At 72.0% G+C, this 15,012-nt stretch carries 9 protein-coding genes; 3 read left to right on the top strand and 6 right to left on the bottom strand.

Translation table 11 applies throughout. The annotated features are described in order from the left end of the window. Window positions 1-48: 48 nt before the first annotated feature. Window positions 49-1,401, bottom strand: coding sequence for a carotenoid oxygenase family protein (locus tag PT931_RS33365; RefSeq protein WP_456249697.1), 1,353 nt, complete (start codon window positions 1,399-1,401; stop codon window positions 49-51). A gap of 86 nt (window positions 1,402-1,487) precedes the next feature. On the opposite strand from PT931_RS33365, the gene PT931_RS33360 reads away from it, so the two are divergent. The 3 genes from PT931_RS33360 to PT931_RS33350 all read left to right on the top strand — a co-directional run bounded on the left by PT931_RS33360 (window position 1,488) and on the right by PT931_RS33350 (window position 4,635). Further along, window positions 1,488-2,171, top strand: coding sequence for a TetR/AcrR family transcriptional regulator (locus PT931_RS33360; RefSeq protein WP_456249696.1), 684 nt, complete (start codon window positions 1,488-1,490; stop codon window positions 2,169-2,171). A gap of 110 nt (window positions 2,172-2,281) precedes the next feature. Continuing rightward, complete coding sequence (locus PT931_RS33355; RefSeq protein WP_456249695.1) at window positions 2,282-3,259, top strand: DUF1702 family protein; 978 nt, start codon at window positions 2,282-2,284, stop codon at window positions 3,257-3,259. A 2-nt stretch (window positions 3,260-3,261) separates the two neighbouring features. After that, on the top strand, window positions 3,262-4,635 hold the full coding sequence (locus PT931_RS33350; protein ID WP_456249694.1) for a cytochrome P450: 1,374 nt from the start codon (window positions 3,262-3,264) through the stop codon (window positions 4,633-4,635). A gap of 146 nt (window positions 4,636-4,781) precedes the next feature. Here PT931_RS33350 and PT931_RS33345 read toward each other — a convergent pair whose 3' ends face one another. The 5 genes from PT931_RS33345 to PT931_RS33325 all read right to left on the bottom strand — a co-directional run bounded on the left by PT931_RS33345 (window position 4,782) and on the right by PT931_RS33325 (window position 14,565). Then, window positions 4,782-5,240, bottom strand: coding sequence for a flavin reductase family protein (locus PT931_RS33345; RefSeq protein ID WP_456249749.1), 459 nt, complete (start codon window positions 5,238-5,240; stop codon window positions 4,782-4,784). 100 nt (window positions 5,241-5,340) lie between these two features. Then, window positions 5,341-5,811: an acyl-CoA thioesterase gene (locus PT931_RS33340; RefSeq protein WP_456249693.1), complete on the bottom strand. Its 471-nt coding sequence runs from the start codon at window positions 5,809-5,811 to the stop codon at window positions 5,341-5,343. Then, window positions 5,811-11,654 carry a type I polyketide synthase gene (locus tag PT931_RS33335; protein ID WP_456249692.1) on the bottom strand — a complete coding sequence of 1,948 codons (5,844 nt, stop codon included), beginning with the start codon at window positions 11,652-11,654 and terminating at the stop codon, window positions 5,811-5,813. Before PT931_RS33335 ends, PT931_RS33340 begins: the two co-directional genes overlap by 1 nt. Beyond that, entirely contained in the window at window positions 11,651-12,640 is a 990-nt protein-coding gene (locus PT931_RS33330; protein WP_456249691.1) for an enediyne biosynthesis protein, read from the bottom strand. Before PT931_RS33330 ends, PT931_RS33335 begins: the two co-directional genes overlap by 4 nt. Next, a complete protein-coding gene (locus PT931_RS33325; RefSeq protein WP_456249690.1) occupies window positions 12,637-14,565 on the bottom strand; it encodes a CRTAC1 family protein in 1,929 nt (642 codons plus the stop codon). The genes PT931_RS33330 and PT931_RS33325 overlap by 4 nt, the downstream gene beginning before the upstream one ends. Window positions 14,566-15,012: the final 447 nt, after the last annotated feature.

Below are 15,012 nucleotides of genomic sequence, written 5' to 3'. Positions count from 1 at the left end.
CTCCGGGTGCGTACCGGGACCGGCGCCCCTCCTCCGCCGGGGGCGGCGTCAGTCCACGATCCAGTTCACGTGCAGACCCGGCGGCACCCGGACCGGCAGCTCGACCACGGCCTGCGGGGCCCCGGTGAAGTCGTCGGCGTTGAGGACGACCAGCGAGGTGCGGTCCACGTCCGCGTCGTGCACGTAGGTCATCAGCCAGCCGTCGTCCTCCGCCCCGATCGGCCCGCGCGGCACGAAGACCGCCTCGCCGGCGGTGCGCCGGGGGCCGAAGTCGTGCACCGCGACGTCTCCGGTGCCCACGTCGTGCTTGAGCAGCGCCGAGCCGCCCGTCGCGCCGGAGCCCACCTGGGAGGCCACGGTGTACACGTACCGGTGCGGCATGGTCTTGACCCGCTCGTCGACCCGGGGGAACTCCTGCGGGATGTCGTCGAGCTGGCGTTCGGTCACCGCGCCGGTGGCCAGGTGCAGCGTCCAGCGCCACAGGGTCGGCGCCGACTCCCCCGGGGCGAGGCGGTCGCGGTCCAACACCCGCTCGTGCCGGACGACGTCCAGGACGAGGTCGCCGCCGGTCTCGTAGGCGTTCACCGGGTGGAACACGAAGCACGGGTCGACGTCGAACCAGCGCACGTCGGCGCCCGCGCCCTCCCGGGCGAGCACCCCCAGGCGGGAGTCGCCGCCGTCCTGCCACGCGTAGGGGCAGCGCGAACCGGCCCGGGCCAGGCCCGCGTCGAACCGCACCGGGAGGTCGTAGAGGACGACGTGCCGGTCGGTGAGGGAGAGCGAGTGCATCATCGGGGTACCGCGCACGGCCACCCGCTCCGACTTGCGCACCCGGCCGTCGACCCCCACGACCAGGTACTCCAGGTAGGGCAGGTCGTGGTAGTACGCGACGGTGAACAGCTCGCCGGTGACCGGGTCGCACTCGGGGTGGGCGGCGAACCCGTGCGGCAGCGTGCCGTCGAAGTCGAACCGGGCCACGGAGCCGAGCTGGCGGTCCAGCTCGATCGGCAGCACCCCGGCCTCGCCGAGCGCCAGGGTCCGGCCGGCGTGCCGGATCACGTTGCCGCTGGTGTTGTCGGACAGGCCGTGCCGGGGGCCGGGGATCGGCAGTTCGCCGAGGCCGCGCGCGATCCGGTCGGTGCGGATCCACCGGTTGCGGTACCACTCGGCGCGCCCGTCGCGGAGCCGGATGCCGTGCACCATGGCGTCCCCCACCAGGGCGTGCTGGCGGGATCCGTCGGCCTGCCGGGACGCGTGCGGTCCGATGCCCAGCAGCGCCCCGGTGAGCTGTCGGGGCAGTTCGCCGGTGACGGGCAGGGTCAGCTCGGTCAGCTCGCGGACGTCCGGGGCGGTGGGCAGCCGCAGGCCGCTCCGGGTGGCGCGGGAGGCGAGAACAGACATGGGGTCCGCCTGACGTCGAAGGTTAACGTATCACCGTTACGTAACACTGTAATGAATCGTAGGGCCGGACATGAGAGCATGTCAATATGAGCCCACGCCCCGCCGACCCCCTGCTGCCGACCGCGCTGATGGAAGCCGCCGCCACCCTGCTCGCCCAGGAAGGGGCCGGCGCCCTCACCACGCGCAGGCTCGCGGCCGCCGTGGGCACCTCCACCTCCGCGGTCTATACGCACTTCGGCGGGATGGACGACCTGGTCCGGGCGCTGGTGCACGAGGGCTTCGCGCGCCTGCACCGGCGGATGTCGCGGGTCAAGGCCACCGCCGACCCGGTGTGCGACATCATGACCCTGGGCTACGCGTACCGGGCCAACGCGCTGGAGTACCCGCAGGTCTACCTGGTGATGTTCGGCAGCTCCGCCCTCGGTGGCTTCGCGCTCGCCGACGAGGACCGCCAGCACGGCCGGTACACCCTGGAGTCGCTCATGGACGGTGTCGCCCGGGCCGTGGCGATCGGCCGGTTCCGGTCCGACGACGTGGCCCTGGTGGCCCAGCAGATGTGGATCGCGCTGCACGGCCTCGTCACCCTCGACCTGGGCGGCTACCTCGTCGACCCCTACGACGCCGACGCCTGTTTCGAGGCCCAGCTGCGCGCCGTGGCGCTCGGCGCGGGCGACGACGTGCGGGCCGTGGCGACCTCGCTGGCCAAGGCCCGCCGCCGCAAGGCCGGCGCGGACGCCCCGCTGGAGGAGCTGGTCACGCCCTCCCGGTAGCCCCCACCGCGGGACATCGACACTCGGCACGGTGGGAGTGGTCGCCGCGCGCCCCCAGCGATCAGGATCACGGGTAGGCCAATCGCACGCCACCCCACCTGGGAGACACCGTGGCTAGCACCCTGAGGGCGCTACGGCGCCGCATCCTGACCCCTGACATCTCCGAGACCCAGCTGTCCAAGCGCGGCTTCCACGACAAGGGACCCGAGGCGCGGTTCCTGCTCGAGACGGTCGGGCGGAACTTCCTCGGCGGCTTCGCGCGCGCGGCGGAGTCCCAGGTGCCCGACGACATCACGGCGCCGCTGGACGCCATCGAGCCGCAGTACCGGGGCTTCGCCTACGAGGGCGCGGCGATGGCGTACGCGCTGATGGACGGGTTGTCCCTCGGCTCCACCCAGCGGACCGCGCGGTTCCTCGCCGGCGAGGGCGACAAGCACATCTACATGGCGTACGTGGGCGTCGGCTGGGCCCTGGCCCGGCTGCCCCGGGTCCGCTGGGCGAAGGCGAGCGCCGCGGCGAACGACCCGCTGCTGCGCTGGCTGGTCCTCGACGGCTACGGGTTCCACCAGGCGTACTTCCAGACCGCCCGGTACGTGCACGACATGCGCGAGGAGACCGCGTTCCCCTGGCCGGCCGACGACGAGACCGGCTACGCGCACCACGCGATCGACCAGGGCGTCGGCCGGGCACTGTGGTTCGTCGCGGGCTCCAGCGCCACCCTCGCGGCCAACCTCATCGACCGGTTCCCCGCCCGGCGGCGCCAGGACCTCTACAGCGGGGCCGGGCTGGCCGCCACGTACGCGGGCGGCAGCGACGAGGCCGAGCTGCGGACCTTCCGGGACCGGGCCGGGGAGCACCGGCCCTGGGTCGCGCAGGCCAGCGCCTTCGCCGCCCAGGCCCGGGTCCGCGCCGGACTGGTCGTGCCGCACACGGAGCTGGCCACCGGGGTGTTCTGCGACATGAGCCCCCAGGAGGCCGCCACCCTGACGGACAAGGCCATCCCGGAGCACCCCTCCGGCGACACCCCCACCTACGAGACGTGGCGCGCCACCATCGCCGACGTCTTCCTCCAGCGCGGCGGGTACTGACCATGACGACGACACAGGGGCCGACGGCGCTCGGCCGCCGGGACATGCCCGGACCGTCACGCTGGTCGGCCCCGCGGCTGCTCACCCGGATGGCCCGCAACCGGCTGGAGGTGATGCTGTCGGTGTCCGCGGAGTACGGGGACGCGGTGCGGCTGCCGCTGGGGCCCAAGACGCTGCACTTCTTCAACCATCCCGACCACGCCAAGTACCTGCTGGCGGAGAACAGCACCAACTACCACAAGGGCATCGGCCTCGTGCACGCCCGCCGCACCCTCGGCGACGGCCTGCTGACCAGCGAGGGCGAGCTGTGGCACAAGCAGCGCAAGACCATCCAGCCGGTGTTCCAGGCGCGGCGGATCGCCCGGCAGGCCGACGCGGTCGCCGACGAGGCCGTCAAGCTGGCCCGGCGGCTCGGTACCCATGTCGGGGGTGGGCCCGTCGACATCCGGCACGAGATGACCGAACTGACCCTCGGGGTGCTCGGCCGCAGCCTGCTCGACGCGGACCTGTCCGAGTACCAGGGCATCGGCGACTCGTTCGAGGCCGTGCAGGACCAGGCCATGTTCGAGATGATGTCGCTCAGTTCCGTCCCGACCTGGGTGCCGCTGCCCAAGCAGCTGCGGTTCCGCCGGGCCCGCGCCGACCTGCAGGTCATCGTCGACAAGCTGGTGGCCGACCGCAAGGCGCGCGGGGACGTGGCGAGCAGCGACGACGTCGTGTCCCGCCTGATCGAGTCCACCGCCCAGGAGGCCGACCCCGCCGTGGGCCGGCAGCGGATGCGCGACGAGCTGGTGACCCTGCTGCTGGCCGGGCACGAGACCACCGCGAGCACGCTGAGCTGGACGTTCTACCTCGCCGACCAGCACCCGGAGATCTGGCAGCGCCTGCACGAGGAGGCGGTGGCGGTGCTCGGCGACCGCACCCCGGTCTACGAGGACCTGCACCAGCTGCGCTACACGGCGATGGTGGTCGACGAGGTCATGCGGATGTACCCGCCCGTCTGGCTGCTGCCCCGGTTGGCGGTGGCGGACGACGAGGTCGGCGGCTTCCACGTGCCGGCCGGCGCCGACGTGGTGCTGTGCCCGTACACCCTGCACCGGCACCCGGAGTTCTGGCCCGACCCGCACCGGTTCGACCCCGAGCGGTTCGACCCGGCGCGGGCGACCGACCGGCCCCGGTACGCCTACATCCCGTTCGGCGCCGGGCCCCGGTTCTGCGTGGGCAACAACCTCGGCATGATGGAGACGGCCTTCGTCATCGCCGCCGTCGCCCGGGACCTGCGGCTGACCATGGTGCCCGGGTACCAGGTGGTGCCGGAGCCGATGCTGACCCTGCGGATCAAGGGTGGGCTGCCGATGACGGTCAGCAAGGCCTGACCGCACCAACCAGGGCCACCGGGCGGCGACCGTCGTCCGGTGGCCCTTCACCGTGCCCGGGCGAAGGACCCGGACCATCCGACGGGTACGCCTACCACCGCACGCGGAAGGGCGGGCCACCCGCAGGTGACCCGCCCTGTGACCCGCTACCTCTTCTCGGCGTCCAGCGCGTGGAAGGAGCCCCCGAGGAACAGCAGGGCGTCCCTGCCCTCGCCGCGCCCCAGGTCCAGCACCGTGCCCAGGAAGATGGAGTGGTCACCGCCGTCGTAGACCGCGGTCAGCTCGCACTCCAGCCAGGCCAGGTTGCCACCCAGGACCGGCGCCCCGGTGTGCCTGCCCGGCTTCCAGTCCAGCCCGGCGAACTCGGAGGAGTCCCGGGGCCGGCTCTTGCTGGCGAAGTACCGGGCGACGTGTTCCTGCTGCGCGGCCAGCACCGAGACGACGAAGCCGCCGCTGTCGATGACGGTCTGGTGCATCACCGCCGTCCGGATCACGCAGACCAGCACCATGGGCGGTTCGAGCGAGACGGACGTGAACGCGTTCGCCGTCATGCCGTGCGGGTTGTCCCGGCCGGCGGTCACCACGGTGACCCCGGTGCCGAACATGCCCAGCGCGCCCCGCAGTTCCTTGCTGTCGACGGTCGGGGCGTCGGGGCCGCGGGCCGGCAGGGTGAGCCGGGGCGTCAGGTCGGTGCGCTGCCCCATGTCACACCTCGCTGACCGCGTCGACCAGCCGCTTGGTACCGGGGGCCACGACGGCGTAGCGCGTCAGCGCCGCCCGCAGGACCTCCGGGACCTTGGTGGGCCGGGTGTCGGTGTTGGGTCCGCGCATGCACGCGATGCGCTGGCGGCCCCGGGCGACCAGGTCCTCCCCGCCTTCGCGCAGCCGCACGTAGTCGAACGCGAAGCCGATCTGGGTCTGGGTCAGGTCCTCCAGCCGCATCCGGATGGACAACTCGTCGAAGGCCGTGATCTCCGAGAAGAACTCGCACTCGCACTTCAGGGTGAACAGCTTCAGGTCGGCCTGGATGTCGGCGAGCACCTCCGGCGCCTGGGTCAGCAGGAACATCTCCCTGCACCGGCCCTGCCAGCGCAGGTAGTTGACGTAGTAGACGTTGCCGACCAGGTTGGTCTCCTCGAAGCCCACCATGTGCCGGTACTCGAAATACTGTTCCATCACTCGTCGCCTTCCACCAGGACGGTGAACACAACCGGCTCGCTGATCCCGTCGAGGGCGGTGGTGAACGTCGCGATCCGCGCACCACCCGCCCGCAGCAGGACCCAGTTCTCCGGGCCCGGGGCGCCCACCGACAGGTCGGCACGCGCGCGGCCCACCTTGCGCAGGCTCTCCACCGCTCCCCACACCCGGGTCGCCGACACCGCGAGGCCCTCGCCCCGCTCGTCGGAGATCAGCCGGGCCAGGGTGAACCCGTCGGCGCCGAGCAGCTCGGCCCAGTCCCCGTCGGAGCGGGCACTCGCGGTCTGCACGTCGCAGCCCACCGGGCGGTCGGCGGCGACGGCGAAGGTGACGCCGCTGCCGTGCGAGGCGGACACCTCCGCGCCCTTCGGGCTCTGCACCGTCGGCTTGCCGTCGGGCCGGTACCGCACCGTCGTCGCCTGGCGCAGCGCCCACGACAGGGCCTGGGCGGTCTCGTCCCGGCGGGCGGCGCGCCCCAGCGGCGGTCCGTCCCGGTCGGGCTGGACCACGCAGCGCAGGTCCACGGGCGGCAGCATCGCGTTGAGCCGCCGCTCCAGGTACGGTCCGACCAGCACCGGCAGCCACGGCCCGGTGCCGTCCTTCTTCCGGACGGCCTGCAGGCGCAGACCCTCCCACCGCTCGATGACGGTGCCCGCGTCGTCGCACACGTCGACGTCGTAGACGTAGGTGTCGCCCTCGTTGGAGCGCTCCTGGGCGTGGATCGTGACGGTGTCCAGGGCGCCGATCACCGCCGGGTCGGCGAGCCGGAGCCGGGTGATCCCGGCCGGCAGCAGCGTCGCGTCCGGGACGCAGCACTGCAGGGCGTGCATGACCACGTCCCGGGTACCGGGGTCGCCGAGCACCAGTTCGCTGGACTGGTACCGGGCGAACCAGGGCTCCGCCGGCCGGGTGGACACCGTCGCGACACAGCTCTTCGACGCCAGCTGCCCGTAGCCCTCGAGCCGCTGGAACCGCCCGCCCTGGAACAGGACCGGCCCGTACAGCTCGCCGGCCGGGTCCAGGCGGACCCTCGGGGCGTCGGTGGCCGCGTACGGGGCCACGGCCGCCAGGCTCTCGCCCCCGTAGCGCAGCCGCGCCCGGAAGTGGTCGGCCTGGAAGCCCGTGTCGCTGCTCCGGATCACCGCGGTCACCGTGTCGGCGTCCACCGCCAGCAGGGCGATCCTGATGGTGTTGGTGCCGGTGGCCGGTACGACGATGGGCCGGAGGAACTCCATGTCCTCCATCGCCGGGGCCGTGGTGTGCCCCGTGAGGGCCCTGGCCGTCTGGGCCAGCGCCTCCATGCTCAGCACGGCGGGGAACAGCAGGTCCCCGTCGAGGTCGTGGTCGGCGAGGTACAGGTCGTCGGTGGCCGACAGGTCGGCCTCCACCACCAGCTCCACGCCCGGGTAGTGCACCTGCGGCCGGTCCACGAACCGCAGCAGCGGCAGTTCCCGCTGCTCCAGGGTGATCGTCGACAGGCCCTCGGCCCGGCCCATGACGACCATCGCGCCGGGCGCGTCCGGGGTGGCCAGCACCTGGTGCAGCAGGGCGATGCCGGCCTCGGTGGAGATGGGCTCGATGCCGTCGCGCATCAGCGACTCGAGCACCCCGAGCCGCTCCCCCATGCCCGCGCCCGACCAGACCGACCACTCCAGGGCCACGCAGCGGCAGTTGGGGTAGTACTCCTGTACCCGTCGGGTCATGTCCGTCAGCCAGTCGTTGGCCGTGGCGTAGTCGGCCTCCCCGCGCAGGCCCGCCCGGCCGATGATGCTGCCGAACGTGACCAGCAGCTTCAGCGAGTCGGCGTCGGTCGCGGCGAGCACCGCGTCCAGCCCGGCGATCTTCGGGGCCAGGGTCCGCTGGAAGGCCGACTCGTCGAGGTTGGCCAGCGCGTTCGGCTGGTTGCGGCCGGCGCCGTGCAGCACGCCGGTCACCTCGCCGAGGACGCGCCGGATCTCGTCGACCGCCGTCTTCACCTGGTCCACGGCGGTGACGTCGCCGCGCACGTAGTGGAACCGGATCCCGGCGGCCGCCATCCGGTCGAGGTTGCCGGCCAGTTCCTCGTCCTCGGCCGGGTCGGAGCGGCCGAGCAGCCCCACGGCCGCGCCGGTGTCCACGGCCAGGGCCAGCGCGCACTCCGCCGTGATGCCCTTGCCGCCGCCGGTGACCAGGACCACGTCGTCCTTGGTCAGCGGACTCTCGCCCGAGGTGGACAGCCGCACGGGCCGCAGCACCGGTACCGTCCGCACCCCCTCGGTGTCGTACCGCACCTCGCTGAACCCCGCCGTGGCCGCCACGTCGTCGACGATCCGGGCCACGATCCGCTCGACCCGCCCGGCCGACATCAGGTCCGGCAACGGCAGGCTGACCACGGTGGTGGTCACCGACGGCGTCTCCTGGTGCAGGGTCTTGGCCAGCCCGGCGGCACCGCGCCGGTCCCCCACCACCACGAACCGGGTCGGCGACTGCTGGGACAGCGCCGCGCGGGCGGCGCCCAGCATCAGCGACACGTGCCGCTCGTCGCAGTCGTGCGGCAGGCACAACAGCACGCCCTGCCCGACCCGGGCACCGCGCAACGCGTCGTGCAGGGCCCCGGCGATCGGGTGGTGCTCGGTCGCGAACACCTCCCACTGCCCGCCGCCGACCGACGGCAGCGCCGGCCCCACCGGGGTCGGGACCTGCACGACGTTGAAGGCGCGCGCCCACGGGGCGACACCCGCCGGGGTGCGGGACTGGTCCTCGCCCGGCACCGCGGTGGCGCTGAGGTCGTCGAGCATGCCGGCGATCTCGGCGAGGGTCGCGGTCGCGAACGACGACGTCAGCGCCGGCGGCGGCAGCTGCAGCTCGCGGGCGGCCTCGTTGACGATCTGGCCGACCGTGATCGAGCTCAGGTGCAGCTCGTCCAGCGGGTGGCTGTCCGGCAGCACCGCCTCCAGCGGCAGCTCGGCCCGCGCGGCCGCCATCCGGCGCAGGATGTCCAGGCTGCTCTCGCCCGACGGGACCGTCCCGGCCTCGACGGGCGCGGGGCCGGCCGTGGTCGGGCCCGCGACGACGAGCGGGGCGGGGGTCCCGGTGACCCCGGCGTAGTCGTCGGGCGGGGCCGACTCGACGGGGCTGGCGAAGAACCGGAACTCCTTGTCGAGCGGCAGCGGGCGGGTGAACCTGTCCTCGAACAGCCGGCCGTGCCGCACCGGCGCGCCCATCGCGTACGCCGCGGCGACCGCCGTGAGCAGCCCCGACAGCGACATGCTGTCCGTCTCCAGGGACACCGCGGGCACGCCCGGGGCGATGTCGGCGGCCAGGCCGCGCAGGATCCGGCCGGGGCCGACCTCCAGCAGCAGGTCCACCCGGCCGGCCAGTTCGGTGACGGCCTCGCTGAACCGGACCGGGTCGAGGACCTGCCGTTCCAGCAGGGCAGGCACGTCCGTGTCGGCCGGCAGTTCCCCGCCGGTGACCGTGGACACCATGCGGCGGACCAGCGGCTGGAAGGACCGCGTGTCCAGGTACGTCCGCAGCGCGACGGCCGCCGGGGCGACCGCCTCGGAGTGGAACGCGTGCGACACCGGGACCCGCGTGGCGACCAGGCCCTGGCGCGCGGCGGCGGCGAGCACCTTCTCCACCTGCTGGACCTGTCCGGAGACGACGGTCTGCTGCGGGCCGTTGAAGCCCGCGATGACCACCGGCGTCCCGACCAGCAGCGGCACGACGACCTCCGGCGCGGCGGAGATGCTGGCCATCGTCCCGTCACCGGCGCTGGCGTCGGCCATGATCCGGCCCCGGGCGGCGGCGGCCTCGAGGACCGCCTCCTCGCCCATCGCGCCGGCCCAGTGCAGCGCCGTCAGCTCGCCGAGGCTGTGGCCGGCCGCGCCGACCGCCTCGATGCCGAGCGACGAGAGCACCCGCAGGCCGGCCACCGAACCGGTGACGATCCGGGGCTGGGCGACGTCCGTGGCGACCAGGTTCGCGTCCGCCGGGGGCTGGTGGTCCCGGTACAGTTCGTCGACCTCGGTGAACCGGCGACGGATCCCGCCGCCGTCGGCCCGCCGGCCCGCGCCCTGGCCCGGGAACAGGTACCCGACGGTCGGCGCCGAGGTTCCGGTGCCGAGGAAGACCCCGCCGTGCGTGTCGAGCACCGACCGGGCCCCGCCGTCGAGCATGGCGAGCAGCTTGGTGAGCCGCTGCTGCACGTCCTCCGGCGAGGTCGCGGTGATCGCGGCCCGCACCGGGCGGCCGTCCAACTCCCGCTGCAACGTCGCGGCCAGGTCGCCGACCTCGGCGAACGACAGCTTCGTCACCCACGTCGCGAGCTGCGCGACCTTCGTGCGCAGCTCGGAGACGGTGGCGGCGTCGAGGAGCAGCAGTTCCACGTCCTGGCGGGAACGGACCAGCATCTCGGTCGCTTCGTCGAGCTCGGCCTGCCGGGCACCCTCGGCGTGTTCGAGCACGACGTGGGCGTTGATGCCGCCGAAGCCCATCGAGGACACCCCGACCCGGATCGGGCCCTCCGCCGGCCACAGCTCGGCGGTGGCCGGCACCCGCAGCGCCGGCTTGTCGACCGCCAGCTCCGGGTGGGTGTCGAAGTGGCTGGTCGCCGGGGGGATCACCTGGTGGCGGATCGCCAGGATCGCCTTGAGCAGTCCGGCGACGCCCGCGGCGGCCTTGGTGTGGCCGAAGATCCCCTTCACGGTACTGATCGCGGCGGGCGGCGCGTCGGCGGCGGTCTCCCGGCGCTCCTCGGAGAAGGCCCGCAGTTCGGTGGCGTCCCCGACGGCGGTACCCGTGCCGTGGCCCTCGATGTAGGCCACGGTGTCGATACCGAAGCCGGCCCGCTCGTAGGCGCGCTTCATCGCGAGCCGGTGCCCGCTGGCCTCGGGCCGGGTGATCCCGCCCTTGCCGTCGGACGAGTAGCCCCACCCGGCGATGGTCGCGTACCGGCGCAGGCCGCGCGCGACCGCGTCCTCGTCGCGCATGAGCACGAGCATGCCGCAGCCCTCGCCGGGCCAGAACCCGTTGGAGTTGCGGTCGTAGACCCGCATCTCGGAGGTGGCCAGCGCGCCGGTCTTGGCGAACCCGATCACCTCGAACGGGTCGATGCTCAGGTCGACCCCGCCGGCGACGACGGTGTCGAGTTCGCCGTTGGCCAGCGCGTTGCACGCGGTCGCGACGGACAGCAGGGACGAGGAGCAGGCGCCGTCGACGGTGTAGCCGCCGCCGCCGAAGTCGAAGTGGTTGCACACCCGGCCGGCGATGGTGTTGGCCAGGCCGCCGGCCAGGGTGTCCTCGTCGATGGGCGGGAACGGGCTCTTGTACTGCACCTCCAGCCTGCCCAGGAACTCGCGCACCTTCGTGTCGTCCCAGCCGTCGTCCTTGAGCCCGGCCGCGACGGTGCGCCGCACGTACGGCCAGCGCAGCCGCATCAGGTTGGCCCGGGCGAACTCGCCGGTGAGGGTGTTGCCGATGACCACGCCGGTGCGGGACCGCTCCAGGCCCTCGCCGCCGGGGAACGCCGCGTCCTCCAGCGCCCGGGCGACCGTGTCCAGCGCCAGCCAGTGCGTCATGTCGGTGGAGCGGAAGGTGCTGCCGGCGACGCGGTACTTGACCCGGTCGAACTCGAAGCCCTCGATCACGGCGGCCTTGGCCGAGTAGAACCGGTCCGGCGCGGTCGGGTCGGGCGAGTAGTAGTCGTCGTGGTTCATCCGCTCGTCGGGGAGCCGGCGGAACGCGCGCCGGCCGGCCAGGATGTTCTCCCACAGTTCGGTGGGGGTGTCGGCGTCGGGATAGCGGCAGGCGATCCCGACGACCGCGATGCGATGTCCGCTCATGCTGTCGCCGCCTTCACTCCGAGGGCTGCCATCTTCCGGTCCCGCGACCGCTTCCGCAGGTGCAGGTACCAGTGGTACGCGCCGCGGGTGCCGCAGACCACCACGACGGCGAAGAACAGGGTGTACACGACGTTGAACAGCATCAGCGCGCCGTACACCATGGCCACCGAGGAGCCGAACATGAACTGGTGCATCGGCTTGGACGGGGTGGTCCCAGGGTCGCTGATCATGTAGTTGGTGAACAGCACGAAGGCGACGCCGACCATCACGCCGAGCGCGGAGAACAGCGCCACGTCCCAGATCCAGGTTCTGAGGAACGCCTGGATGGCGAAGCCTCCCAGCCAGCCGACGATGAGCGAGGTCCGCTTCGTCAGCAGCGCGTTGATGATCGTGCCCGCCGTGACGATGATGATCGGGATCATGATCCGGAAGAACGTGTTGGCGTTCTCCGTGAACTGGTACGGCGGGGCGATGCTGATCCAGGACCCGAAGCACACCAGGGCCACGGTGATGCCGAAGTTGGACGGGTTCATGAAGTGCCGCATCCGGCCGGCCACCGGCGCCTGGAGGGCGTGCTTGCCGGTGACGCCGACGATGACGGCGAACGCGATCGGCAGGAACATGTCGTTGGCGTAGAGCAGCATGTTGGCCGCGAGGGCCGTGATGTGCGCGGGGAGGAGGAACTCGTACATGCCCCGCATGCCCCGGCCGAGGAACCGCGGCGGGCGCTTCTGGGCCCAGGCGCTGATGACCTCGAAGACCATCTCGGTGCCGTAGCCGACGAGTACCGCGAGGATCGGCCACAGCCACGGCTGCTCGAACCCCAGGATGGTGTACCCGAAGATGTTGAAGACGCTGATCGACATGGCGAAGTTGCGCAGCGCCAGGTAACGGGGGTCGGGCTTGGGTTTCGTCCCGACCGCGGGCGGCGCGACGGCCGGGACCGGCCCGCCGGCGCTCTGCTTGGATTCGACAACGGATGTCATCGGGTCTCGACCTCCTGCGCGGTGTCGGTCAGCATCAGCGAGCGCGTGCCGGCCGTGAGCTTCTGGCTGGACTTGTGCAGCGCGCCGTCGAGGTCGCGCCACTGGATCTCCACGTCCACCGGGCCGGTGACGTCACCGAGCCCGACGTGTACCTCGAAACTGCGCTTGCCGCCGTGGCCCCCGCCGCCGTCGACGTAGGAGACCTGGCACGTGCCGTCGGGCAGCTTGACCATGACGGTGGCGCCGTAGGCCGGGACCCGCAGCGCGGCCTGGTCGCCGGAGCCGGGGAGCGCCGGGCGGTACAGGCTCAGGTCCAGGGACTTGCCGCGGTTGGGCGACTTGTTGGCGTAGAACGCCGGCGGCCCCCACTGGCGGGCGATGGCGAAGTCGAGGGTGCCGGTGCCGGTGGTGTCGGCGGTGGCCACGCCCCGGGTCGGGATCGGCACGGCGAGCCCGAGCTCCTCGGCGATGTCCACGTAGACGCCCTCGGAGTTCTTGGCGTAGAACGCGATCGGCTGGCGGCCGGCGAGGTCGTCGCCGGGTCCGGCCTTGGGCCACATCCCGGGGTTGGACAGCATGTTGTCGTTGGTCATGGCCATCTCCTGCAGCCACGGCCACCGGTCGATGTCGCCCTTGACGAACCCCTCGGTCTGCACGACGTCGAGGTTGCCGTTGTTGAGGAAGTCGCCGAACTTGACGTCCCAGCCCCAGCCGGTCCACGCCATGCCCATCGGGCGGGCCTTCTGGGTGAACGGCGCGACGCCCTTGCCGAGTTCGGCGCGCATCGCCTCGTTGCTCTCGGCGTCGTTCATGAAGACGAAGTTGCTCTCCTCCAGGCCCCACGCGGTGGTGATGTTGCTGACCACCATGTCGTAGCGGCCCCGGCGGTTGATGTCGCCGAAGTCGATGCCCATCCCCTTGAAGGAGTCGAGTCCGAGGACGAACGACTTCGGGGTGGTCGGGGTCCGCTTGCCGATCACCGGCGCGAACTTGATCTTCCCTGTGGTGGAGATGTTGTGCAGCAGGTGGTCGTGCCCGAAGTCGTTGGCGACGTACACGTCGGCCAGGCCCCGGCCGGTGAGGTCGGCGGAGGCGATCGCGAGCGTCCACCCCGTCGACACCTCGTACGGGATGGCGTCGTGGTCCTCGACGAACGTCACGGACGGCTTGTCGCCGGAGGTGGCCGAGTGCCAGCGCATGACGTGGTTGCCGCCGCCGTTGCGGGCGGTGGACAGGCCGTTGTTCATCTCGACGTTGTGCAGGCCGCCCGGGTCCAGGACGTCGGAGTCCGGGAAGTAGTTGCCGATGATGATGTCGGGCTTGCCGTCCCCGTCGAAGTCGTTGACGCCGACGGCGTTCGTGTTCCACCGCGGGCCGTGGTACAGGCCGTCGGGCGAGCTCTGCGGCGTCAGCTCCTGCGGGCAGTACGCGTCGTTGGCCAGCTGGGTCGCGCCGGCCTTGGCCAGGAACACGATCGGGACCCGGCCCCAGTACGTGACCAGCAGGTCCATCCGGCCGTCGAGGTTGAAGTCCCCGGGGGTGCAGCCCATCGGCGCCATGGCGTGGTCGATGGGCAGCGGCGCCGGGTCCAGCAGGAACGGCGGGAACTGGTCGGCCTTCGGCGCGGTGGGCGCGTACGTGACGATGACCTGGTTCGTCCGGGTGTCCACGATGCACAGGCTGTTGGCCCTGCCGTGCCCGGTGAGGTCGTTGAGGGCGATGCCCGCGCCGACGGAGGAGACCCAGGACTTGATGTGCTCGTAGGCCGGGTTGACGGCGCGGTACTTCGCCTTCGGCAGGTTGTCGTAGCCGGCAGGGAAGGCGATCGCCTGTTCCTCGAACTTGTACCTGCTCGCGGCCTCGTCGCTACCGGCGACCGCCACCTGGTTGGACACTATGACGAAGAGGGTGGCTGCCAGGAGCACCGCGGCGATTCCCGGTACCAATCTGCGTACGCGTTCACCAAACACTGTTATACTATCCTTTCGCAAAAAGGTTGGGACGGCCCTGTGCCCCGCGACGGATGCGTATTCGTGGAGTTCGAACGCACCCGTATTGCGTCGGGCGAGCAGCCTGGTCGTCGAACAGGACAGCGTCTGATCGCTGTCGTTTCTCGTATTGGGTGAGGCGGGCGCGTCGACTCCCGCTCGAGGCTCTTCCACATGACGCCCGTTGCAGCGGGCGTCATGTCCTTTCCGGGTACCGCACGTGGCACCCGAAGTCCCGGTGGCCGTCTCCCCGATCAGCCCCCACTGGTGGCCTACTCATACTCGGGTACCCGGTGCTCCAGGGGCTTCTCTCACATTGCTCGCCCCGTACGACGGGGGAACCGGACAAGGGAAGTCCAGGTCAGGGTGGATGTCCGATTCCTC

The organism is Longispora urticae (assembly GCF_053902585.1).
The sequence above is the reverse complement of the archived record's forward strand: the minus strand, read 5'-3'. Positions and strand labels throughout refer to the sequence as shown.

What these genes read in the sequence shown, in the direction of transcription:
- PT931_RS33365 (WP_456249697.1), bottom strand. Translation starts at nt 1,401, where the DNA reads ATGTCTGTTCTCGCCTCCCGCGCCACCCGGAGCGGCCTGCGGCTGCCC.
- PT931_RS33360 (WP_456249696.1), top strand. Translation starts at nt 1,488, where the DNA reads ATGAGCCCACGCCCCGCCGACCCCCTGCTGCCGACCGCGCTGATGGAA.
- PT931_RS33350 (WP_456249694.1), top strand. Translation starts at nt 3,262, where the DNA reads ATGACGACGACACAGGGGCCGACGGCGCTCGGCCGCCGGGACATGCCC.
- PT931_RS33345 (WP_456249749.1), bottom strand. Translation starts at nt 5,240, where the DNA reads ATGTTCGGCACCGGGGTCACCGTGGTGACCGCCGGCCGGGACAACCCG.
- PT931_RS33340 (WP_456249693.1), bottom strand. Translation starts at nt 5,811, where the DNA reads ATGGAACAGTATTTCGAGTACCGGCACATGGTGGGCTTCGAGGAGACC.
- PT931_RS33335 (WP_456249692.1), bottom strand. Translation starts at nt 11,654, where the DNA reads ATGAGCGGACATCGCATCGCGGTCGTCGGGATCGCCTGCCGCTATCCC.
- PT931_RS33330 (WP_456249691.1), bottom strand. Translation starts at nt 12,640, where the DNA reads ATGACATCCGTTGTCGAATCCAAGCAGAGCGCCGGCGGGCCGGTCCCG.